Annotated in this window: 18 protein-coding genes; 10 read left to right on the plus strand and 8 right to left on the minus strand. The window is 65.4% G+C overall.

The genetic code is table 11. From position 1 onward, the window contains the following. Positions 1–25 precede the first annotated feature (25 nt). The 6 genes from YWC_RS30195 to mnhG are packed head-to-tail and all read left to right on the plus strand — an operon-like array spanning position 26 to position 6,100. Positions 26–2,932, plus strand: coding sequence for a monovalent cation/H+ antiporter subunit A (locus YWC_RS30195; protein WP_036215230.1), 2,907 nt, complete (start codon positions 26–28; stop codon positions 2,930–2,932). Next, positions 2,932–3,276 (plus strand): Na+/H+ antiporter subunit C, encoded by a 345-nt coding sequence (locus YWC_RS0120685; protein WP_027867104.1) that lies wholly within the window; start codon positions 2,932–2,934, stop codon positions 3,274–3,276. Before YWC_RS30195 ends, YWC_RS0120685 begins: the two co-directional genes overlap by 1 nt. Continuing rightward, entirely contained in the window at positions 3,273–4,910 is a 1,638-nt protein-coding gene (locus YWC_RS0120690; RefSeq protein ID WP_027867105.1) for a monovalent cation/H+ antiporter subunit D, read from the plus strand. The genes YWC_RS0120685 and YWC_RS0120690 overlap by 4 nt, the downstream gene beginning before the upstream one ends. Continuing rightward, entirely contained in the window at positions 4,907–5,440 is a 534-nt protein-coding gene (locus tag YWC_RS0120695) for a Na+/H+ antiporter subunit E (RefSeq protein ID WP_027867106.1), read from the plus strand. Before YWC_RS0120690 ends, YWC_RS0120695 begins: the two co-directional genes overlap by 4 nt. Continuing rightward, positions 5,424–5,702: a K+/H+ antiporter subunit F gene (locus tag YWC_RS0120700; protein ID WP_027867107.1), complete on the plus strand. Its 279-nt coding sequence runs from the start codon at positions 5,424–5,426 to the stop codon at positions 5,700–5,702. Before YWC_RS0120695 ends, YWC_RS0120700 begins: the two co-directional genes overlap by 17 nt. Then, positions 5,699–6,100 carry a monovalent cation/H(+) antiporter subunit G gene (gene mnhG / locus YWC_RS0120705; RefSeq protein WP_027867108.1) on the plus strand — a complete coding sequence of 134 codons (402 nt, stop codon included), beginning with the start codon at positions 5,699–5,701 and terminating at the stop codon, positions 6,098–6,100. Before YWC_RS0120700 ends, mnhG begins: the two co-directional genes overlap by 4 nt. A 1-nt stretch (position 6,101) precedes the next feature. Here the strand turns inward: mnhG and YWC_RS0120710 are convergent, their stop codons facing one another. Both YWC_RS0120710 and ssb read right to left on the minus strand, forming a co-directional pair. After that, positions 6,102–6,926, minus strand: a complete 825-nt coding sequence (locus YWC_RS0120710) for an alpha/beta fold hydrolase (RefSeq protein WP_036215236.1) — start codon at positions 6,924–6,926, stop codon at positions 6,102–6,104. 171 nt (positions 6,927–7,097) lie between these two features. Beyond that, positions 7,098–7,601 carry a single-stranded DNA-binding protein gene (gene ssb / locus YWC_RS0120715; RefSeq protein WP_027867110.1) on the minus strand — a complete coding sequence of 168 codons (504 nt, stop codon included), beginning with the start codon at positions 7,599–7,601 and terminating at the stop codon, positions 7,098–7,100. Positions 7,602–8,048: 447 nt separating this feature from the next. Here ssb and uvrA point away from each other — a divergent pair, with 447 nt between their 5' ends. Continuing rightward, positions 8,049–10,898: an excinuclease ABC subunit UvrA gene (gene uvrA, locus YWC_RS0120720; RefSeq protein ID WP_027867111.1), complete on the plus strand. Its 2,850-nt coding sequence runs from the start codon at positions 8,049–8,051 to the stop codon at positions 10,896–10,898. Positions 10,899–11,141: 243 nt separating this feature from the next. Here the strand turns inward: uvrA and YWC_RS0120725 are convergent, their stop codons facing one another. Beyond that, the gene (locus YWC_RS0120725; protein WP_169728142.1) at positions 11,142–11,945 is read right to left on the minus strand and encodes a lipid-binding SYLF domain-containing protein; all 804 of its coding nucleotides are present in this window, start codon (positions 11,943–11,945) and stop codon (positions 11,142–11,144) included. 181 nt (positions 11,946–12,126) lie between these two features. Next, the gene (locus YWC_RS0120730) at positions 12,127–13,989 is read right to left on the minus strand and encodes a phosphoenolpyruvate carboxykinase (GTP) (protein ID WP_027867113.1); all 1,863 of its coding nucleotides are present in this window, start codon (positions 13,987–13,989) and stop codon (positions 12,127–12,129) included. Positions 13,990–14,320: 331 nt separating this feature from the next. Between YWC_RS0120730 and YWC_RS0120735 the strand changes: the two genes are divergently transcribed. Further along, the gene (locus YWC_RS0120735) at positions 14,321–15,313 is read left to right on the plus strand and encodes a D-2-hydroxyacid dehydrogenase family protein (protein WP_027867114.1); all 993 of its coding nucleotides are present in this window, start codon (positions 14,321–14,323) and stop codon (positions 15,311–15,313) included. 182 nt (positions 15,314–15,495) lie between these two features. Here YWC_RS0120735 and YWC_RS0120740 read toward each other — a convergent pair whose 3' ends face one another. Further along, a complete protein-coding gene (locus tag YWC_RS0120740; protein WP_027867115.1) occupies positions 15,496–16,254 on the minus strand; it encodes a hypothetical protein in 759 nt (252 codons plus the stop codon). Between the two features lie 140 nt (positions 16,255–16,394). On the opposite strand from YWC_RS0120740, the gene YWC_RS0120745 reads away from it, so the two are divergent. Both YWC_RS0120745 and YWC_RS0120750 read left to right on the plus strand, forming a co-directional pair. Next, positions 16,395–16,880: an asparaginase domain-containing protein gene (locus YWC_RS0120745; protein WP_027867116.1), complete on the plus strand. Its 486-nt coding sequence runs from the start codon at positions 16,395–16,397 to the stop codon at positions 16,878–16,880. Between the two features lie 176 nt (positions 16,881–17,056). Next, positions 17,057–18,670, plus strand: coding sequence for a catalase (locus tag YWC_RS0120750; protein ID WP_027867117.1), 1,614 nt, complete (start codon positions 17,057–17,059; stop codon positions 18,668–18,670). A gap of 191 nt (positions 18,671–18,861) precedes the next feature. On the opposite strand, the gene YWC_RS0120755 is transcribed toward YWC_RS0120750, so the two are convergent. From YWC_RS0120755 to YWC_RS0120765, 3 genes are all read right to left on the minus strand, one after another. Continuing rightward, on the minus strand, positions 18,862–19,758 hold the full coding sequence (locus YWC_RS0120755) for a recombination-associated protein RdgC (RefSeq protein ID WP_027867118.1): 897 nt from the start codon (positions 19,756–19,758) through the stop codon (positions 18,862–18,864). An 88-nt stretch (positions 19,759–19,846) separates the two neighbouring features. After that, positions 19,847–20,959, minus strand: a complete 1,113-nt coding sequence (gene dinB / locus YWC_RS0120760; protein WP_084416509.1) for a DNA polymerase IV — start codon at positions 20,957–20,959, stop codon at positions 19,847–19,849. Positions 20,960–21,109: 150 nt separating this feature from the next. Next, complete coding sequence (locus YWC_RS0120765) at positions 21,110–22,891, minus strand: S8 family serine peptidase (protein ID WP_027867120.1); 1,782 nt, start codon at positions 22,889–22,891, stop codon at positions 21,110–21,112. Between the last annotated feature and the right edge of the window lie 413 nt (positions 22,892–23,304).

Genomic DNA, 23,304 nt, shown 5'->3' on the forward strand with positions numbered 1-23,304 from the left:
CCTTGGCTTTCGGAGGACTGACCGCATGCTCCTGCTCCTCCTTTCCCTTCCCTTTGCCGCTGCCCTGGTGGCGGCCTGCATGCCCACCGGATCGCGCCACCGCCCGGCCGCGGTGGCGGCGATCGCCACCGCCGGCGCGCTGCTGCTGGCGATCCTCCAGTTCGGCCGCATCGCCGAGGGCGAAGTCCTGCGCAAGCAGATCGACTGGCTGCCCGACTTCGGGCTCGCCCTGGTGCTGCGCATGGACGGCCTGGCCTGGGTCTTCTCCATCATGGTGCTCGGCATCGGCCTGCTGGTATTGCTCTATGCGCGCTACTACATGTCGCGGCGCGACCCGGTGCCGCGCTTCTATGCCTACATCATGGCCTTCATGGGGGCCATGCTCGGCGTGGTCCTGTCGGGCAACCTGATCCAGCTGGTGGTGTTCTGGGAGCTCACCAGCGTCACCTCCTTCCTCCTGATCGGCTACTGGCAGGAGCGTAACGACGCCCGCCGCGGCGCGCGCATGGCCTTTACCGTCACCACCATCGGCGGCCTGTGCCTGCTGGCGGGGGTGCTGCTGCTCGGGCACATGGCCGGCAGCTACGAGCTGCAGACCGTGCTGGGGGCGGGCAACGCGATCCGCGCCCACGACTGGTACGTGCCGGCCCTGGTGCTGGTGGCGCTCGGTGCGCTGACCAAGAGCGCCCAGTTCCCCTTCCACTTCTGGCTGCCGCATGCGATGGCGGCGCCCACGCCGGTGTCGGCCTACCTGCACTCGGCCACGATGGTCAAGGCCGGTGTATTCCTCCTGATGCGCCTGTGGCCGGCCCTGGCCGGCACCGAGGAATGGACCTGGATCCTCGGCAGCGCCGGGGTCTTCACCCTCCTGATCGGCTCCTTCTTCGCGATCTTCCAGCACGACATGAAGGGCCTGCTGGCCTACTCGACCATCAGCCACCTGGGCCTGATCACGGTCCTGATGAGCATCGGCACGCCGCTGTCGGTCGTGGCCGCGATCTTCCACACCATGAACCATGCGGTCTTCAAGGCCTCGCTGTTCATGGCGGTCGGCATCGTCGACCACGAGAGCGGCACCCGCGACATGCGCGTGCTGCGCGGCCTGAGGCGCGCCATGCCGCACACCGCGGCGCTGGCGATCGTGGCCAGCGCCGCGATGGCCGGGGTCCCGCTGATGAACGGTTTCCTGTCGAAGGAAATGTTCTTCGCCGAGACCATGGTCGTGGGCGGCACCGAGAACTGGTGGATGTCGGTCGCGGCGGTGCTGATGGGGCTGTTCAGCGTGATCTACTCGCTGCGCTTCATCAGCGTGTTCTTCGGACCGCTGGCACGCGACCTGCCGGAAGAACCGCACGAGCCGCCGCGCTGGATGCGTCTGCCGATCGAGCTGCTGGTGCTGCTGTGCATCGCGGTCGGCGTGATGCCGGAACGCGTGGTGGGCGACGTGCTCGCGGTGGCGGCCGGCTCGGTGCTGGGGCCGACCCTGCCCGAGTACAGCCTGGCGATCTGGCACGGCGTCAACCTGCCGCTCGTGATGAGCGTGATGGCCCTGGTGGGCGGCGCGCTGTGCTACATGCTGCTGCGTAACCACTTCGGCCTGCACGGGCGCGACCGGGTGCCGGTGCTGCACCGCGTGAAGGGCGCCCAGCTGTACGAAAACGTCATGCTCGGCCTGTCCCAGGGCGCCTCCTGGGTGCTGAAGGTGGCCGGCACCCGGCGCCTGCAGCCGCAGCTGCTGGTGCTGGTGGCGGCAATGGTCGCCGTGCCGCTGCTGCTGGCGCGCCCGGTGCACGACCTGGCCGCGCCCGCGCTCGACAAGCTCGATCCGCTGTTCGCCCTGCTCTGGCTGATCGGCGCCGGCTGCGCCGTGGCCGCGGCCTGGAAAGCCAAGTACCACCGCCTGGCGGCGCTGGCCCTGGCCGGCGGCACCGGCATGGTGACGGCCGTGACCTTCCTGTGGCTGTCGGCGCCCGACCTGGCGCTGACCCAGCTGATGGTCGAGACCGTGACCACGGTGCTGATCCTGCTCGGCCTGCGCTGGCTGCCGCCGCGCTTCCGGCCGGCCCACCTGGCCGAGCGCATCCCGCCCAGCGCCTGGCTGCGGCGCTCGCGCGATTCGCTGGTGGCCGTCGCCGGCGGCCTCGGCCTGGCCGCGGCCAGCTATGCGGTGCTGACCCGCCCCGGCGACTCCACCCTGCGCGACTTCTTCGTGCTGCGCGCCCTGCCCGAGGGCGGCGGTTCCAACGTGGTCAACGTGCTGCTGGTGGACTTCCGCGGCTTCGACACGATGGGCGAGATCACCGTGCTGTCGGCGGTGGCACTGACCGTGTACGCGCTGCTGCGCCGCTTCCGCCCGGCGCCGGAAAGCATCGCCATCCCGGTGCAGCAGGCCAGCGACGTCGACCCGGCCGTGCGCCAGAAACCGGCCGAGCAGGCCGCCCCCGGCGGTTACTTGATGATTCCGGCCGTGTACCTGCGCTTCCTGCTGCCGGTGATGGGCGTGATCGCGGTGTACTTCTTCATGCGCGGGCACAACCTGCCGGGCGGCGGCTTCGTCGCCGGCCTGATCTTCGCCACCGCCCTGATCGTGCAGTACATGGTGGCCGGCACCGACTGGGTCGAGTCGCACCTGCGCCTGCGCCCGCACCGCTGGATCGGCTGGGGCCTGGTGACGGCCTGCGCCACCGGCATCGGGGCCTGGCTGTTCGGCTATCCCTTCCTGACCAGCCACACCGCCCACCTCACCCTGCCGCTGCTGGGCGAACTGCACGTGCCCTCGGCCTTCGTGTTCGACCTCGGCGTGTTCCTGGTGGTGGTCGGCACCACCATGCTGATTCTGGTGGCGCTTGCCCACCAGTCGCTGCGCAGCCGCCGCGCCCCACCCGGCGCCGCGCGCAGCGGCGCCATCCCACCTGCCAAGGAGATCCAGTAATGGAAGCCGTGCTCTCGCTCGCCATTGGCATCGTATTCGGCGCCGGCATCTGGCTGGTGCTGCGCCCGCGCAGCTTCCAGGTGCTGGTCGGCCTGATGCTGATGTCCTATGCCGTCAACCTGTTCATCTTCGCCATGGGCCGCCTGGCCGTGGACCGCCCACCCTTCACGCCGGCCGGCACGGTGCCCGATCCCGCGGCCCTGGCCGACCCGGTGCCGCAGGCGCTGGTGCTGACCGCCATCGTGATCGGCTTCGCCACCACCGCGCTCTACCTGGTGGTGATGATCGGTGCGCGCGGCCTGACCGGCACCGACCACGTCGACGGCGAGGAGCCGGAAGCATGATGGAGTTCCTCACCCTCGACTGGTCCCGCCACCTGGTGATCCTTCCGGTGCTGCTGCCGCTGCTGTGCGGGGCGCTGCTGGCCACCCTCACCCAGGGGCGGCACCGCCTGAAATTCGCGGTCGCCTACATCAGCGTGCTGGCGCTGCTGGCCAATGCGCTGGCGCTGGCCTGGCTGGCCGACGGCAGCTGGCCGGGCGGCGTCCAGGTCTACCTGGCCGCCAACTGGTCCGCGCCCTTCGGCATCGCGCTGGTGGCCGACCGGCTGTCGGCGCTGATGCTGGTGCTGACCGCGCTGCTGGGGCTGGCAGCCCTGCACTATGCCCAGCCGCGCTGGAGCCGGATCGGCGTGCACTTCCACTCCCTGTTCCAGTTCCTGCTGATGGGGATCAACGGCGCCTTCCTGACCAACGACCTGTTCAACCTGTTCGTGTTCTTCGAAGTCATGCTGGCCTCGTCCTACGGCCTGGTGCTGCATGGCTACAACGTGGCGCGGCTGCGCGCCAGCATGCAGTACATCGCCGTCAACCTGGTGGCCTCGCTGCTGTTCCTGGTCGGCGTGGCGATGATCTACGCGGTCACCGGCACCCTCAACATGGCCGACCTGGCCGGCCGCGTGCCCGGCCTGGCCAGCACGGACGCCGGCCTGCTCAAGGCCGGGGTGGCGGTGCTGGCGCTGGCCTTCCTGGCCAAGAGCGCCATGTGGCCGCTCGGCTTCTGGCTGCCCACCACCTATGCGGCGGCCTCGCCGCCGGTGGCGGTGATGCTGGCGCTGATGACCAAGGTCGGCGCCTATGTGTTGCTGCGCATCTGGCTGATGGTGTTTTCGGACAGCGCCGGCGAACTGTCGCGCTACGGCTACGACGCCCTGCTGTGGGGCGGCATGGCGACCATCGTGTTCGGCGCCGCCGGCATGCTGGCCACCGATACCGCCGGGCGCATGGCGGGCTATGCGGCGATCATCTCCTCGGGCACGCTGCTGTCGGTGATCGGCTATGGCCAGCCGCTGCTGGTGACGGCCGGCCTGTACTACTATCTCGCCTCGACCCTGGCGATCGCCGCCTTCGTGCTGCTGATCGAACTGTTCGACCGCATCCGCACGCCCGGCGCCGCGATGTTGGCGCTGACGATGGAAGCCTTCGCGGTGGAGGATGCCCCGGCCGAGCCGAAGGGCCGCGGCGTGCCGGCGGCGATGGCCTTCCTGTCGCTGGCCTTCCTGGCCTGCGCCTTGATCATCGCGGGCCTGCCGCCGCTGTCCGGCTTCGTCGCCAAGTTCGGCATGTTCCACGCCCTGATCAACCCGGGCCCGGGCGTGGCCCCGATCGGCGCCGCCGGCTGGACCCTGATGGCCCTGGTGTTCGGCTCCGGGCTGATCGCGATCGTGTCGCTGATGCGCTTCGGGGTGCGCACCTTCTGGGCGTCGGAAGTCCTCGCGCCGCCCGCCCTGCATCCCTCGGAGGCGCTGCCGGTGGCCGGCCTGCTGCTGGCATCGGTACTGATGACGGTCCAGGCGCAGCCGCTGTTCGCCTACCTGGCGCGCGCCAGCGCGGACATCCACCGGCCGGCCCTGTACATCGATGCGGTGCGCAGCGCGCCTTCGGTGCCCGGCCCGACCTCGGTCAAGGAGGCGCCATGATGCGCTGGCTTCCCTACCCGGTGGTATCGCTCGGACTGTGCGTCCTGTGGCTGCTGCTGAACCAGACGGTCGACCCGGCCAACCTGCTGTTCGGCGCGCTGCTGGGCATCGCGGTGCCGCTGCTGACCCGCCGCCTGCAGCCTTTCGGCTACCCGCGCATGCGCGCGCCGCTCACCTTCGTGCGCCTGATGGGAATGGCGGGCGTGGAAGTGGTGCGCTCCTGCTTCAACGTCTGCCGCATCATCCTGTTCCGCGACTACCAGACCGTGAAGGCGCAATTCATGCGGATACCGCTGGACCTGCGCGACCCCTACGGCCTGGCGATGCTGTCCTGCCTCATCAACATGACGCCGGGAACAGTGTGGGTGGAAATTTTGCCCGAGGGTTATGAACTGTCGCTGCACGTGTTCGACCTGCACGACGAGCAATGGTGGATCGATACCATCAAGACCCGCTACGAACAGCCGCTGATCGAGATCTTCGAAGGCGGCGCAACCCAACCGGAGGACAAGGATGGAAACCCTGCTTGAACTGGCGGTCGGCTATGCCCTGGTGTGCACGCTGGTCGCCATGGGCCTGTGCGCGCTGCGCCTGCTGATCGGCCCCTCGGCGCACGACCGCGTGCTGGCCCTCGACACCCTGTGGATGGCCGGCATGCTGCTGGCCCTGGTGCTGGGCATCCGCTTCGGCACCCAGGTCTACTTCGAGGTGGCGATCCTGATCGCGCTGCTGGGCTTCGTATCGACGGTGGCGATGGCGAAATTCCTGATGCGCGGGGAGATCATCGAATGAGCGGGCTCGAATACCTGCCGGGCTGGGCGACCGTGCCGGTGGCCGTGCTGCTGGTGCTGGGCGCGAGCATCGTCCTGATCGGCGCCCTCGGCCTGCTGCGCCTGCCCACCTTCTACCAGCGCATCCACGGCCCGGCCATCACCATCACCCTGGGCGCCGGCTGCCTGCTGCTGGCCTCGATGCTGTACTTCACGGTGGCGCAGTCGCGCCTCGTGATCCACGAGATCATCATCGCCGTCTTCCTCCTGATGACGGCGCCGGTGGTGTCGATGATGATCATGCGCGCCGCCGTGTACCGCGACCTGCGGGCGCGCAAGCACGATGCCGGGGCGACCGAGGGCGACGTGTACGTCATTCCCGAGGAAGCGGACAAGGGCATCCCCGGCCAGCCGGACTGAATCACGCCTTCAGGAACTCCAGCATCAGGGTATTCAGGCGTGCGGCATGGGTCGCGGCGAAACCGTGCGGCGCGCCTTTCAAGACCTCGAGGCGGCTGCCGGCGACCATGGCGTGCGAGCGCTGGCCCGACACTTCGAGCGGCACGATGTGGTCGGCGTCGCCATGGACGACCAGGGTCGGGATGTCGAATTTGGCCAGGTCGGCGCGGAAATCGGTGCCGCCGAACGCATTGATGCATTGCTCGGTCGCCAGCGGCGATGCTTCCCACGCGATCCACTTGCTGAAGGCGACCAGTTCCTGGCCGTCCTTGCCGTCCTTGTCCAGGTTATAGAAGTTGTAGAAGAAATCGCCCAGGAATGCGATGCGGTCGTTCCTGACCGCTTCCAGCATGCCGTCGAAGACCGACTTGTCCACGCCTTCGGGATTGTCGCCGGTCTTGAGCAGGAAGGGCGGCACGGCGCCCAGCAGCATGGCTTTCGAGACCCGTTCGCTGCCGTAGCGGCCGATGTAGCGCGCCACCTCGCCACCGCCCATCGAGAAACCGGCCAGGACCGCGTCGCGCAGGTCGAGCTGGGTCATCAGCGCATCGAGGTCGGCCGCGAAGGTATCGTAGTCATAGCCGCCTGTCGGCCTGCCCGACTGCCCGAAGCCGCGGCGGTCGTAGGCGATCACGCGGTAGCCGGCTTCCGCCAGGGCCGTGATCTGCGATTCCCACATGCGGTGGCTGAGCGGCCAGCCATGGATCAGGACGACAGGCTGCCCCTGTCCCTGTTCATAGTAGTAGAGCTCAGTCGGATTGGCGCCGGAAGTCTGGATGCGTGGCATGGCTTTCCTTTCGAAGGGAGTACGTCGGTGGGAACTGCTCGACCGACAAGTGTATGCGCTCGCCTCCGATCAGCACGCACGCTTCGGCCAAGAAAAAACCCCGCAGCGCAGGGCGTGCGGGGTTTCTGGACAGGCGCCGGCTTGCTGGTGCCGGACGCGCGGGTGAAGCGCTTAGAACGGAATGTCGTCGTCCATGTCCGAGAAGTTCGGCGCCGGACGCTGCGGCTGCGGGCGGGCTGCCGGTGCCGGCGGGGCCTGGCGCGGGGCCGGGCGCTGCTGCGGCTCGTAGCCGCCGCCGTCATCCATGCCGCCGCCCATGCTGTCGCCACCGCCCATGCCCTGGCGGCCGCCCAGCATCTGCATGTTCTCGGCGATGATGTCGGTCGCGTAGCGCTCGATACCGTCCTTGTCGGTGTACTTGCGGGTCTGCAGGCGGCCTTCGACGTAGACCGAGGAGCCCTTCTTGAGGTACTGGCCCACGATCTCGGCCAGGCGGCCGAAGAACGAGATGCGGTGCCATTCGGTCAGTTCCTTCTGTTCGCCGGTCTGGCGGTCCTTCGACTTGTACGAGGTGGCGACCGCGATGTTCGCGATTGCGTCGCCGCTCGGCATGTAGCGGATTTCCGGGTCGCGGCCCAGGTTGCCGACGATAATGACCTTGTTGACTGATGCCATGTTGTTACTCCAATGAGTTTTGTAGAGCCCTGACTCTGCGTGATTTCCAAGCGTCAGGGAACGTAGTGCTGCAGCCAACTATTATGGGGCCGAAAGGCAGAGAAAAAAAGGAGATTTTGCGTCCTAGCCCACGCGCCCGATTGCGCCAGGTCGAGTGCGGAAATCCCGGGTTTGACCCGCGTCCGAACAAAAATTTTCGGTATCTGAACGCTTTGTCATTGAACAGCCGGGGAAACGGCCCACATACGACGAACCCGGCTTTTCGAGGCTTCTGCGTCGGTTCCAGATTGACATGGAAACGTATCCCAGCGGCACAAAACCGCTGGATGCATGTACAGCACTTCGAAAAAACAGCTACACTACTAGGTTCTCCCTGATTGGCCCGCTCACCGCGACAGACTTCGTGCGCCGGCCCCGCAAACTTACAGAAAGCCTTAAAAAAACTTAATGGAAGAAATTCGGATCCGCGGCGCACGCACGCACAACCTGAAAAACATCAACCTCGACCTTCCGCGCAACAAGCTGATCGTCATCACGGGCCTCTCGGGTTCGGGCAAGTCCTCGCTCGCCTTCGACACCCTGTATGCGGAAGGCCAGCGCCGCTACGTCGAGTCGCTGTCGGCCTACGCGCGCCAGTTCCTGCAGCTGATGGAAAAGCCTGACGTCGACCTGATCGAGGGCCTGTCGCCGGCGATCTCGATCGAACAGAAGGCCACCTCGCACAACCCGCGCTCGACCGTCGGCACCGTCACCGAGATCCATGACTACCTGCGCCTGCTGTACGCGCGCGTCGGCACCCCCTACTGCCCGCAGCACCCGCACGAGCCACTGGCGGCCCAGACCGTGTCGCAGATGGTCGATACGGTGCTGGCCATGCCGGAAGGCACCAAGCTGATGATCCTGGCCCCCGTCGTGGCGGGCCGCAAGGGCGAGCACGGCGACCTGTTCCAGGCCATGCAGGCCCAGGGCTTCGTGCGCTTCCGCGTCGCCAGCGGCGTCAACGCAGCGAAGATCTATGAGATCGACGAGCTGCCCAAGCTCAAGAAGACCGAGAAGCACAGCATCGACGTCGTGATCGACCGCGTCAAGGTGAACCCGGAGATCAAGCAGCGCCTCGCCGAAAGCTTCGAGACCGCCCTGCGCCTGGCCGACGGCCGTGCCGTGGCGTATGAAATGGACACCGAGAAGGAAACCGTCTTCTCGAACAAGTTTGCGTGTAATGTCTGCGGCTATTCGCTGCAGGAGCTCGAGCCGCGCCTGTTCTCCTTCAACAACCCGATGGGCGCCTGCCAGGAGTGCGACGGCCTCGGCCACATCGAGTTCTTCGATCCGAAGCGCATCGTCGCCTTCCCGCACCTGTCGCTGGCGTCCGGCGCCGTGAAGGGCTGGGACCGCCGCAACCAGTTCTACTACCAGATGCTGCAGAGCCTGGCGGCGCACTACGACTTCGACCTCGACAAGCCTTTCGAGACCCTGCCGAAAGCGGCGCAGGAAGCCGTGCTGCACGGTTCGGGCAAGACCGCGATCCCGTTCAGCTACGTCAACGAGCGTGGCCGCACCGTGATCCGCGAGCACACCTTCGAAGGCGTGGTCAACAACCTGCAGCGGCGCTACCGCGAAACCGATTCGATGGCGGTCAAGGAAGAGCTGGCCAAGTTCATCAACGAGAAGAAGTGCCCGGCCTGCGAGGGTGCGCGCCTGCGCACCGAAGCGCGCTTCGTGAAGATCGGCCAGGGTGCGCAGCAGCGCGCCATCTATGAAGTCTCCGACAAGCCGCTGCGCGACACGCTCGCCTTCTTCGAGACCCTGGAGCTGACCGGCGCCAAGCGCGACATCGCCGAGCGCGTCATCAAGGAAATCACGGCCCGCCTGAAGTTCTTGAACAACGTCGGCCTCGATTACCTGTCGCTCGACCGCAGCGCCGATACGCTCTCGGGCGGCGAAGCGCAGCGCATCCGCCTGGCCTCGCAGATCGGTTCCGGCCTGACCGGCGTGATGTACGTGCTGGACGAGCCCTCGATCGGCCTGCACCAGCGCGACAACGACCGCCTGATCGCCACGCTGAAGCACCTGCGCGACATCGGAAACAGCGTGCTGGTGGTGGAGCACGACGAGGACGCGATCCGCACCGCCGACTACATCGTCGACATGGGCCCGGGCGCGGGCGTGCACGGCGGCCAGATCATCGCCGAGGGCACGCTCGAGCAGATCATGAAGAACGAGCACTCGGTGACGGCCCAGTACCTGGATGGCCGCCGCAAGATCGAGGTGCCGAAGAAGCGCACCAAGGCCGACCCGGCGCGCCAGCTGGTGATCACTGGCGCCAGGGGCAACAACCTGAAGAACGTGTCGCTCACGCTGCCGGTCGGCCTGATGACCTGCATCGCCGGCGTCTCGGGCTCCGGTAAATCGACCCTGATCAACGACACGCTGTATCCGGCCCTGTCGCGCCACCTCTACGGTTCGCAGACCGAGCCGGCGGAGCACGATGCGATCCACGGCCTGGAACACTTCGACAAGGTGATCTCGGTCGACCAGGCGCCGATCGGCCGCACCCCGCGTTCGAACCCGGCGACCTACACCGGCGTGTTCACGCCGATCCGCGACCTGTTCGCCACCGTCCCGACCGCGAAGGAACGCGGCTACTCGGCGGGCCGCTTCTCGTTCAACGTGAAGGGTGGTCGCTGCGAGGCCTGCCAGGGCGACGGCGTGATCAAGGTCGAGATGCACTTCCTGCCGGACGTGTACGTGCCGTGCGACGTCTGCCACGGCAAGCGCTACAACCGCGAGACGCTCGAGGTGCATTACAAGGGCAAGAGCATCACCGAAGTGCTGGAGATGACGGTCGAGGATGCGCACGAGTTCTTCAAGCCGGTGCCGGTGATCGCGCGCAAGCTGCAGACCCTGCTGGACGTGGGCCTCGGCTACATCAAGCTGGGCCAGAGCGCGACCACGCTGTCGGGCGGCGAGGCGCAGCGCGTGAAGCTGTCGCTGGAGCTGTCCAAGCGCGATACCGGACGTACCCTGTACATCCTCGACGAGCCGACCACCGGCCTGCACTTCGCCGACATCGACCTGCTGCTGAAGGTGATCCACCGCCTGCGCGACCAGGGCAATACCCTGGCGATCATCGAGCACAACCTCGATGTGATCAAGACCGCGGACTGGATCGTCGACCTGGGACCGGAAGGCGGCGCCGGCGGCGGCCAGATCGTGGCTGCGGGCACGCCGGAAGAGGTGGCGAAGAACAAGGCGAGCGTGACCGGGAAATATTTGAAGCCGTTGTTGAAGGCTTGAGTCGACGTTGATATCGTTCGCAGCCGACAGCCGTAAAACCGTCGTACGCGCCACTGGCGCCTACGACTTCCGGCGAAGGCCGGAACCTAGGTCTGCATGCTAACCAGTAGCTTTCACCGCAGCTGGTACGCAAAGGAATTGGATTCCGGCCTTCGCCGGAATGACGGTTTATAAGCTGGTAGACTAATAAAACAGGGGCAGCGCCGCCAGGCACTGCCCCTGTTCTTTTATCGGCGCCGCGATCTATCGGCTGCGCTCCCGTTCGGATTCGGTCTTGGTGTCCTTGCCTGAGGTCGTCCCGCGCGTTCCGCTGCTGCCCACGGCTGCGGCACCGCTGCCGCTGGACGCATTCGCCAGCGCCTGACGCAGCATGTCGGCCTGCGGATTCTTCACCTTGCCGCTCAGGACGTCGCGCGCCGCCACCTGGCGCCGGTAATAGGCCGAGGTCTCGTCTTCGTCGTAGTCGATATCCGTGATGTTGAGGGCCGCGCCGCCGAACAGGCCTTCGGTGTCGGCCCAGGCCGTAATGTTGCCCCAGCCGGCCGAGCCTTCGCCCTTCTTCGACCAGTCGACCAGCGTCAGGCCGGCGTCGGCCCCCAGCGAGAACTTGTTGTTCTGCATGAAGCTGTTGAGGGCTTTCTGGTCGTTGAGCACGAAGGCGATGGCGCCGGCTTCGGCCCCCGCCTGCAGGCCGGCGGTGATACCGCCCATGTTGTAGAAGGCCGGGTTGCTCCAGGTATTCCCGTTGCGTACCAGGAGCACGCCGGCGCCGCCGCGCGCGCCGACACCCAGGGCCGCTTCGCCATACTTGGGCACGACGAACACGCCCTTCGCGCGCTGCAGCAGTGACTTCATTTCCGGCGTGGCCTGCATCTGGTGCACGACCCGGATGGCACTGTTGACGTGCTCGTTCGCGTCCTTCATTTCTTCCTTGTGGCGGGCCGTGCCCGGGGTGGCGGCCTCCTTGGCCGGCCCGACCTGGGCGAGGGCGGCCCCGGCCGTTCCAGCCAGCAGCACGGCAAGAGATGTCGCAACGAGTCGCTTCATGGTCCTGTTCATGATCTCTTCTCCCTACGATGGCGTTGAATGAGCGGATAGCCTAAACCCCGCACCGATCGGGTAGCGCCACTTTGAGTGCGCGAAAAGGGCTGCAGGAATGATCAGGAAAGCGCAATAAAAAAGGACAGGCCTCGGCCTGTCCTTCGGTGTTACCGCATTGCTGCGTTGCTTATGCAGCCAGCTGCTTCTCCAGCTTGGCCTTGGTGTCCACCAGCTCTTGCGGCAGGTGGTAGGCCAGCTTTTCGAACAGCTCGCTGTGCAGCTTCAGCTCCTCGTTCCAGGCGTCCTTGTCGATCGAGGTGATCTGGGTGAACTGCTGCTCGGTGAAGTCCACGCCTTCCCAGTTCAGGTCGCCGTAGTTCGGCGAAGTGCCGAACAGGTGCTGCTGGCCGCCCTGGGCGCCGCCTTCCGCGCGGTCCAGGATCCACTTCAGCACGCGCATGTTATCGCCGTAGCCCGGCCACACGAAGCCGCCGTTCTCGTCGGTGCGGAACCAGTTGACGCAGAAGATCTTCGGCGCGCTGCCCTGCGCTTCAATTTTCTTGCCGAGGTTCAGCCAGTGCTGGAAGTAGTCGCTCATGTTGTAGCCCATGAACGGCAGCATCGCGAACGGATCGCGGCGCACCACGCCCATCTGGCCGGCGGCGGCGGCGGTGGTTTCCGAGCCCATGGTGGCGGCCATGTAGACGCCTTCCACCCAGTTGTTGGCTTCGGTCACCAGCGGCACGGTGGTCGAGCGGCGGCCGCCGAAGATGAAGGCCGAGATCGGCACGCCGGCCGGGTCGTCCCAGGCGGCGTCGATCACCGGGTTCTGGGTGGCGGCGACGGTGAAGCGTGCGTTCGGGTGGGCGGCCTTGGTGCCGGACGCCGGGGTCCAGTCCTTGCCCTGCCAGTCGATCAGGTGATCCGGCGCCTGCTTGCTCATGCCTTCCCACCACACGTCGCCGTCATCGGTCAGCGCCACGTTGGTGAAGATGACGTTCTCGCGCAGCGAGGCCATGCAGTTCGGGTTGGTCTTGTCGTTGGTGCCCGGGGCCACGCCGAAGTAGCCGGCTTCCGGGTTGATGGCGTACAGCTTGCCGTCCGCGCCCGGCTTGATCCAGGCGATGTCGTCGCCGATGGTGGTGACCTTCCAGCCGTCGAAGGCCTTCGGCGGGATCAGCATGGCGAAGTTGGTCTTGCCGCAGGCCGACGGGAAGGCGGCCGCGACGTATTTCTTGTCGCCTTGCGGCGACTCGACGCCCAGGATCAGCATGTGCTCGGCCAGCCAGCCGGTGCCACCCGCTTGCGCTTCCTGGTAGCCCATGTTGGAGGCGATGCGCAGTGCGAAGCACTTCTTGCCCAGCAGCGCGTTGCCGCCGTAGCCTGAACCGAAGGACCAGATCTCGCGGGTTTCCGGGTAGTGGACGATGTACTTGGTGGCGTTGCACGGCCACGGCACGTCTTTCTGGCCGGCGGCCAGCGGCATGCCGACGGTATGCACGCAGGGCACGAACTCGCCGTCTGCGCCCAGCACGTCGAACACGGCCTTGCCCATGCGCGTCATGATGCGCATGTTGACGGCGACGTAAGGCGAGTCGGACAGTTCGACGCCGATGTGGGCGATCGGCGAGCCCAGCGGGCCCATCGAGAACGGCACCACGTACAGCGTGCGGCCGGCCATGCAGCCGTCGAACAGGCCGTTCAGGGTGCGGCGCATCTCGGCCGGGTCCATCCAGTTGTTGGTCGGGCCCGCCTGTTCGCGGGTGCTTGAACAGATGTAGGTGCGGTCTTCGACGCGGGCGACGTCCGACGGGTCGGACCAGGCCAGATAGGAATTCGGACGCTTCGCCGGGTTCAGCTTCTTCATCGTACCGGCTTCGACCATCTGCGCGCACAGGCGGTCGTACTCTTCTTCAGAGCCGTCGCACCAGTAGATGCTGTCAGGCTTCGTCAGGGCGGCGATGTCCGCGACCCAGTTGATGAGCTTTTGGTGTTTGACGTGAGCAGGAACGTTCAGTGCGGCGACGCCGCCCATCACGGGCTGGTTCATAGATACCTCCAATGCCAATTAAGAATACTGTCGTGGCAGGATCATCCGTCTGGCCGTGCCTTAAAATGGCGATCCGCTCCAGCGGAGCGCGGCGTTTACGGCGGTCGTGTCGACGGCCTCATAAGGGGGAAGCCGAAGCGGTGCTGCCGGGTCCGGCACAAGCGTGTCAAACCCTCAAGAATTGGCCGATTGTACACCCGCAAAACCCGATTCACGCTCATCTACTACAAAAAAGTAGCCAAAAATGACCGAGTAATGTAGTAGGCTATTCGGAGGCTTTTTGGAAGCTGTTATTTCGCTACGTGATCGAACTTATTTGAAAGCAACTTTTATGCGAATAGCTGTTTTGGACGATTATCAGGACGCCGTGCGCGGCCTGCAATGCTTCCGCCTGCTCGACGGACATGAGGTAAAGGTGTTTACGCATGGGGCGCGCGGACTCGGCCAACTGGCCGCGCGGCTGGCGCCTTTCGATGCGCTGGTGCTCATCCGCGAGCGCACCGCCTTCCCTGCCGCGCTGCTGGCCCGGCTGCCGAACCTGAAGCTGATTTCGCAGACCGGCAAGGTCAGCGGCCATATCGACGTGGCGGCGGCGACCGGACACGGCATTGCGATCGCCGAGGGCATCGGCTCGCCGGTGGCCCCGTCCGAACTGACCTGGGCCCTGATCATGGCGGCCAGCCGCAAGATCGTGCCGTATGCGAGCAACCTGAAGGACGGCCTGTGGCAGACAGCCTCGATCAATCCGGTGCTCAACGGGCTGGGGCGTTCGCTGCGCGGGCGCACGCTGGCGATCTGGGGCTACGGCAAGATCGGCCAGCTGGTGGCCGGCTATGCGCGCGCCTTCGGCATGCGCGTACTGGTGTGGGGCAGCGAAGGCAGCCGGCAGAAGGCGCTGGCCGACGGTTTCGAGGCGGCGGCCTCGCGCGAGGCCCTGTTCGCGCAGGCGGACGTGCTCACGCTGCACCTGCGCCTGGGCGAGGCCACGCGCGGCATCGTCAAGGCCGAGGATTTTGCACGCATGAAGCCGGATGCGCTGTTCGTCAACACCAGCCGCGCGGAACTGGTCGAGGACGGGGCGCTGGAGCAGGCGCTGCGGGCCGGGCGGCCAGGGCACGCGGCGCTGGACGTGTTCAGCAACGAACCGCTGCGGCCGGATTCGCCGCTGTTGCGCATCCCGACGGTGCTGGCCACGCCGCACCTGGGATATGTGGAGCAGGACAGTTACGAGATCTATTTCCAGACCGCGCTCGAGAACATCGTGCGGTTTGCGGCGGGACAGCCGGATAATATTTTGAACCCGGAGGCGCTGGGGAAGCGGTGAGGTTAGCGGTTTCGGATAGGAAATTAGGCTCCGGCCTACGCCGGAGCGACGGCTTCCAGGCTAACGGAGAATACCAGCAGCGCCATTCGTCACCGTCAGCAATAGCACGTCGCTCCGGCGAAGGCCGGAGCCCAATTCTGCAGCGCAGTGAGAACAAAACCGAGCGCAGCGAGCAGCACCAATCAGCGCAGCTCCGGCTCTCCGGTAATCAGATTCACCTTCCGCACCGGCATCACATGCGTGCCGGTCCACAAGCCCGCCCAACCCGGCGGCCAGCCGATCTGCGGTCCCGCATACGGCTGCAGCCCCGCCCGCACCGGCACCACCGGCACCGGCGGCGCGTCGATCAGCTTGCCGCCGCTTGGGCGCTCCATGTTCAGGCTGTACATGTACCCGGGCAAGAGCAGCTCGCAGACCTGCGCGAACCAGGCCGTGTGGTCCTCGTCGCGCCCCAGCGCCTGCGCCAGCCCTTGCGGATCGAACTTCGCCAGCGCATGGATCAGCTCATCAGTGCTCGCGCCCGGCGAATCGCCCCAGCCCATCACGGGATTGTTGTTGTAGTCCGCGCCCGAGCCGTACCAGCCTTCGCGCCAGGTGCGCTGCATCCAGTTGCGCGGGCCGGTGAACAAATGCCAGCGCCAGTGCAGGCCGGAAGGTTTGGGCCAGGAGTACAGGTACAGCTTCTGGTAGCCCGCCTCGTGCAGCGCGCGCACCACTTCCATCAGGCGCGCATGCGGCATGCGGTCCGGCGGGGCACGGCGGAACAGGATCGGCTCGCCATCCGCGTGCTGCACCTCGTCGCTCGACAGATTCAGGTCGAGCGTGCGCTGCTCGCTGCCGAAGCGCGCCGAGATCCAGCCGGTCAGCAGGTTGACGTGGGTGATCACGCCATAGCCTCGATGGCGGTGAAAAATGACGGTGCCCGGTGCGACGGCTTTCATGGGAGTAACTGGGAGAGAAATAGGAAGAAGATGGGTGAGTCTACTCATCCGATCCTGAAGATTCTAGCGCAGTCACAGTCAGATACACTACCGTTTGCGGCTATCATTACCCACCTTTTTCTGCACGTGGACAAACCAACATGACTTTGCGAATCATCGCTACCGGCGGCACTTTCGATAAACACTACAACGAACTGAACGGCGTGCTCGGCTTTGCCGAAAGCCACCTGCCGGCCGTGATCGCGCGCTCGCGCATGACCGTGCCATGCGAGCTGGAAGTGCTGCCGCTGCTCGATTCGCTCGACATGCAGGACCCGGATCGCCAGCGCGTGCTGGCCTCCTGCCAGGCGGCAAAAGAAAAAGCCATCGTCATCATCCACGGCACCGATACCATGCGCGAAACCGCGGCCGTGCTCGGTGCAGCCAGCCTCGGCCAGACCATCGTGCTGACCGGCGCCATGATCCCCTATGAGATCGCCAACTCGGACGCCCTGTTCAACCTCGGCTTCGCCTGCGGCGTCGCGCAAACGCTGCCGGCCGGCGTCTACGTGGCCATGAACGGCCAGGTGTTCCCATGGGATAACGTCACCAAGAACCGCGCCGCCGGCGTGTTCCAGCAGCTGTAACTCACAAAACCTTCAGGGCAAGGCGCACCGCCGCAGTGGCGGACCACGAAGACAGTACGCGTGTACGGCGAGACGGTGCAACGCAGCCATGGAGGTTTTGTTTGCAGGCGCGCGCTGCAACGGCGCGCGTCTTCCTATACTGCTCTCTCCAAACGAATTTGTCCGAGGAGAGAGCAATGAACGAGCAGCGTCCTATCCTGACCACGCGCCAGGGCCATCCGGTCCGCGACAACCAGTCGCTGCGCTCGGTGGGCGAACGTGGTCCGGCCACGCTCGAGAATTACCAGTTCATCGAAAAGATCACCCACTTCGACCGCGAGCGCATTCCGGAGCGCGTGGTGCATGCACGCGGCACCGGCGCCCACGGCTACTTCGAGCCCTACGGCACCATCGGCGGCGAGCCGGCCAGCAAGTACACGCGTGCCCGCGTGCTCAACGAACTCGGCGTTCAGACCCCGATCTTCGTGCGCTTCTCGACCGTGATCGGCGCCAAGGAGTCGCCCGAGACCGCGCGCGACCCGCGCGGCTTCGCCATCAAGTTCAAGACCGTGGACGGCAACTGGGACCTGGTGGGCAACAACCTGAAGGTCTTCTTCATCCGCGACGCGATCAAGTTCCCGGACATGATCCACGCCTTCAAGCCCGACCCGGTCACCAACCAGCAGGAGCCGTGGCGCTTCTACGACTTCATCTGCAGCCATCCGGAAGCGCTGCACATGATTACCTGGGTCAAGAGCCCGTGGGGCATCCCGGCCAGCTACCGCGAGATGGAAGGCTCGGGCGTGAACACCTACAAGTTCGTCAACGACCAGGGCGTGGCCCACCTGGTGAAGTTCCACTTCCAGCCCAAGCAGGGCGTGCGCAACCTCACGGCGCAACAGGCCGCCGAAATCCAGGCCCACGACACCAGCCATGCCACGCGCGACCTGTACGAGGCGATCGAGCGCGGCGAGTTCCCGGAATGGGAATTCTGCGTGCAGATCATGAGCGACAGCGAGCATCCGGAACTCGACTTCGACCCGCTCGACGACACCAAGCGCTGGCCGGAAGACCAGTTCCCGCTGCTGCCGCTGGGCCGCATCGTGCTGAACAAGAACCCCGATAACGTATTCGCCGAGACCGAGCAGGCGGCCTTCGGCACCGGGGTGCTGGTGGACGGCATCGACTTCTCGGACGACAAGATGCTGCAGGGCCGCACCCTGTCCTATTCCGACACCCAGCGCTACCGGGTGGGCCCGAACTACCTGCAGCTGCCGATCAACCAGCCCCAGGAAGGCGCGGCGGCGCGCACCAACCAGCGCGACGGCCAGATGACCTATTACGTGGATGGCCGCGGCCAGGACAAGCACATCAACTACGAGCCGAGCCTGATGGGCGGCTACAGCGAAGCGCCGAAGCCGGAGAAGGAATACAACCAGTACGTGGAGGGCCACCTGGGCCGCTACCAGACCACCCGCACGATGGACGACTACGCGCAGGCCGGCGCGCGCTACCGCACGTTCGAGGACTGGGAGCGTGACGACCTGGTCAACAACGTGGGTGGCGACCTCAAGAAATGCCCGGCGCCGATCCAGCTGCGCATGGTATGGCACCTGTGGCACTGCGACGAGGATTACGGCCGCCGCGTGGCCGAGGTGGCGGGCGTCGACCTGGAACAGGCCAAGGCCTTGCCGCCGCTGCCGGGCAAGCCGGCGCCGCACCAGAACCGGTCGGGGCCGACCTACTCGAGCGGCAAGCCGGAACAGGGGGATGAGCCGTCGACCAGCGAGGAGATGGCGGGGGCGAAGTGAGGGAAAGTGGCAGTTCAGGAACGCTTGAACTGCCACGACAATGTTGTTCCCCGCTACTTCAGCACGTCATCCCGGCGAAGGCCGGGATCCAATTTTGCATGCGTTCCGATAACGCAAACAGAACTTGGGTTCCGGCCTTCGCCGGAACGACGTGCATGGGCTAGCGCAAATAGCGAGCGTTAGTGGCCTGCTCAGGCCTTGGCTTCCCCGCCCAGCGCCTCGACCACATCCGCCATCAGCTTCGCCATCTCACCCGTCATCAACACGATATCGTTGTCGAAGCGCTCGTCGTCGCTATAGGTGACCGTTTCGCCTTCCTTGATCACGTCCAGCGGCTTGACGCCCTTGATCGCCAGCGACTCGGTCAGCACGAAGCTGATGCGGTCGTTCCAGGTCATGGCCAGGCGGGTGCACTGCTTGCCGGCGGCGATGTGGCGGCGGATGTCGTCCGGTTCCAGCGTGTGCTTCACGTAGCGCACGGCGGCGCGGCTCTCGCCGGTGGCGCGCAGTTCGGTATCCTGGTCGATGGTGAAGCCGTAGGGCGCTTCGTCCGCTTCCAGCCAGCCGGTCATCACGGCCACCGGCGAACGCTGCACGCGCAGCGATTCGAGCGGCATGCGGTCCACTGCCTTGAGCAGCAGCTTGATGACGTCGTCCGCCTTCGACGGGCTGGCGGCATCGACCACGAGCCAGCCGTTGACCGGGTCGATCCAGACCCAGACGTTGCTGCGGATCGAGAAGGCGCGCGGCAGCAGTTCATCGGCCACGCGTTCCTTCAGTTCCTTCATTGCTTTCTTACCGGGCGGGAAGCCCTGCTGCTCTTCCAGCTCGGCGGCCTTGGCCTTGGCGACCTGGTTGATGACCGAGCTCGGCAGCAGCTTCTTCTCGGTGCCCAGCATCATCAGCATCTGCTTGTTGACGACGTGGACCAGCTTGCCATTGCCGCGTGGCGAATCCCAGCCCTGGCGCAGCAGCTCATTGCTGCTTGCGGGCGTGAAAGCCTGCGACTGCAGTGCTTCTTCCATTTGTTCGGGGTTGAATGCCCACGGGGCGGGCAGGCGATAAATCTGGAGATTCTTGAACCACATACGCTGTTATCCGATTGTTTCAGTATTTCAAGGGAACGACATTCTACGCTGCTGAGCGGAACTCAGCCGTGTAGACGTCGCAAAAAAATTAGTCTATTGACGAGTCGCCAACAGCCTCGACGATCGCCGCAGGCAGCGCATCGTCGAACAGGCGCAGTTGCTCGACCGTCTCGGTATCGCTGAGCCGCACGCCGACCCCCAGCAGGCGCACCGGGCGGCTGTGGCGGGCCCAACCGGTTTCCATCAGGCGCGCATAGGTCGGGATATGTGGCGCATAGCCAACACACTCGACCGTGGTCTGCTGGAAGTCCGAGAACTTGATCTTCACAAACAGCTTGTTGATGAATTTTTCGGCACCGTTGCGCTTGATGCGGGCCAGCAGGTGCTCGTACAGATCCGGCAGCAGCCGCAGGCAGGCGTCCAGGTTCGGCACGTCCGGCGTGTAGGTCTCTTCGGTGCTGATCGACTTGCGCTCGCGCGAGGTGTTCACCGCGCGCTCGTCGATGCCGCGGCAGAGCTTGTGGAGCCGGTAGCCGAAGCTGCCGAAGTGCTCGGTCAGCCGCTCGATGCTCCAGTGGCGCATGTCGGCGCAGGTCTGCAGGCCGAGCCGGTGCATCTTCTCGGCCGTCACCTTGCCCACGCCGTACAGCTTCTTGACCGGCAGCGCGGCAACAAAAGCATCCACCTCCTCCGGCCGCACGAGAAAAAGGCCGTCCGGCTTGTTCCAGTCGCTCGCGATCTTGGCCACGAACTTGTTCGGCGCCACCCCGGCCGAGGCGGTGATGCCGACGGTCTCGAAGATGCGGCGCCGGATCTCCTGCGCGATCAGGGTAGCGCTGCCCTTGCAGTGCGGCGAGTCGCTGACGTCGAGGTAGGCTTCGTCGAGCGAGAGCGGCTCCACCAGTTCGGTGTAGTCGCGGTAGATGTCCATGATCTGGCGCGAGGCGATGCGGTATTTTTCCATCGCCGGCGGAATCACCAGGAGCTGCGGGCACAGCTTCATGGCCTGGGCGGTGGCCATGGCCGAATGGATGCCGTAGCGGCGCGCCTCGTAGTTGCAGGTGGCGATCACGCCGCGCTGGTCGGGACGGCCGCCGACCGCGAGCGGACGCCCGCGCAGCGACGGGTCGTCGCGCATCTCGACCGATGCATAGAAACAGTCGCAGTCGCAATGGATGATTTTACGGAGCGGAGAATTCACATGGACGACGTCACGTGACGGCAGGGTCGACTACTGTTATTCCATACAGTATCCGTTTTTTCTTGCAAAACGTCAAAAAAAAGAACGCGCGGCAAGCCGCGCGTTCCCAGATGAAGGCGGCGCAGGGGAGCGCGCCGCTTCCTCCTGACCTTACCAGCTCAGTTTCACGTTATACGTACCGGCGCTGCCGACACTGCCGCTGTAGTACACCACGCGCACGTAACGGCTGGCGGTGGTGCTGCCGGTGTTGGCCGAGCTCGCGCTGTCGACCGCGCCGGCGCCGTTCTCGCTGCGGCTGAGCAGGGTGCCCGCGCTGTTGTAGATGTACAGGTCGTAGTCGGAGCTGCTGTTCGGCGTCATCGTCGCGCTCAGGGTCTTGCCTGCCGGCAGATCGACACGGAAGTAATCCGTATCGGCCGAGCTCGAGAACGTGGCGTTCACGGTGGTGCCGCTGGTCGAGACCAGGTTGGCGGTGCCCAGCGTGTTGTTCGACTCGGTCTCGTTGATGACCGTTCCGCTCGGCGGAGTAGTGCCGCCGATCGCCGCATTCACCGCCGCGGTCGCGTCGACGATGCCGGTGCCGCAGCCCGAGCAGGTCGCCGGGAAGGCGCGCGCGGTCGACTTCAGCATGCTTTCCACCTGGTCCGGGGTCAGGGTCGACTTGGCCGCGAACATCAGCGCCGCGACACCGGCCACGTGCGGAGTCGCCATCGAGGTGCCCTGGTAGCCTGCGTAGTTGTCCGAGCCCGGGCCCGACGAGCCCGAGTTCAGGGTCGAGATCACGCTGAAGCTGCCGTCGCCGCCAGGCGCCGCCACGTCGACCAGGGTGCCGTAGTTCGAGTAGGAAGCACGGCCGCCGGTCTTGCCAGTGGCTGCCACGGCGATGACGCCCGAGCAGTTCGCCGGACTGGCATTGCTGACGTTCATGTTGTCATTGCCGGCCGCCACGACCACGACCGAGCCGCGCGAACGGGCGCCGTTGATCGCGGTCTGGGTGGTGGCGTCGCAGGCGCCGCTGCCGCCCAGCGACAGGTTCAGCACTTTCGCCTTGTTGGCGTTGGCCGGCACGCCGGTCACGGTGCCGCCCGAGGACCAGGTGATCGCGTCGGCGATGTCCGAGGTGTAGCCGCCGCACTTGCCGAGCACGCGCACCGGAATCATCTTGGCGTTGTAGGCCACACCGGCCACGCCCAGGCTGTTGTTGGTCTTGGCGGCAACCGTGCCGGCCACGTGGGTGCCGTGCCAGCTCGAGCCCGATGCCGGCGAGCCGGCGTAGCATTCGCCTGCCGCAACCCAGTCGCCCGGGTCGCTCGCATCGCTGTCGCGGCCGTTGCCGTCGTTGCCGATGGTGGCGCTGCTGATGAAGTCATAGCCCTGCAGGAACTGGCCGCTCAGGTCGGCGTGCGGGCGGTAGCCGGTGTCGATCACGGCCACGACCACGCCGGTGCCGGTCGACTTGTCCCAGGCGGTCGGCAGGCGCAGGCCGCCGGTGGCGTCGGTGTAGTGCCACTGCTGGGCGTAGTACGGGTCGTTCGCGGTTGCCATGTGGGTCATGATGCGGTCCGGCTCGGCGTATTCGATGTCCGGGTCGCGCGCCATCATCTCGGCAGCCAGTTTTTCGACTTCTTGCAGGTGCTTGCGGCCATTGAGCTTGAACACATGGGCGCCGGTCGAGATGGCATGGCTTTCGCTGACCAGCATGCCAAACTCCTGGCCCGCACGCGCCAGCTTGGCCTTGCGGTCGGCCTTGACTTCGGCGGCGCGGGCCAGGCCCTTGGCAGCCGGCGCCGAGTCCTTGTACTTCACGATGATACGGTCTGTCTCCAGGATGAACTTCTGCTCGGCTGCGCCAGCCGTGGCTGCCACGAACGCGAGCGAGATTGCAGCGCACATCTTCAACATTGCAGGATGAATCGAATGCGATTGCTTCATGTTTCTTCCTTATTGTGTGTTTTCCGTCAAGCGAAATGACCCTCGCCTGTGTCATTGATTTCCGGTCATTGCCGGTGCCGTCTGAATGCGGCGAAAAGCAGCGTAATACGAAAGGAAAAGCCTGTGCGTGACAATTGGAGACAATTTCAGCGTATTAACAACACTCCGGTGAACCCATGCTTTAGAAACATGTTTTCTTCGGCGAAACGTTAAAAGAGGCAAATATCGTATGCCACAATTGTGTTGACATATCTCAAAAATCTTTCCTTTTGGATAAGATAAGGGAGCCCGTATTGTTCGGGCTTAAAGACAAATAAAAGGCAATGGGATGGACGCCCCCTCCCGAAACGGCATCGATGTGCCAAAGTGGAAGTGTCAACTGACCACGACATCGAGGGGGGCGTCATCATGAA

It is taken from the genome of Massilia alkalitolerans DSM 17462 (genome assembly GCF_000427785.1).
Classification (GTDB): Bacteria; Pseudomonadota; Gammaproteobacteria; order Burkholderiales; family Burkholderiaceae_D; genus Telluria; species Telluria alkalitolerans.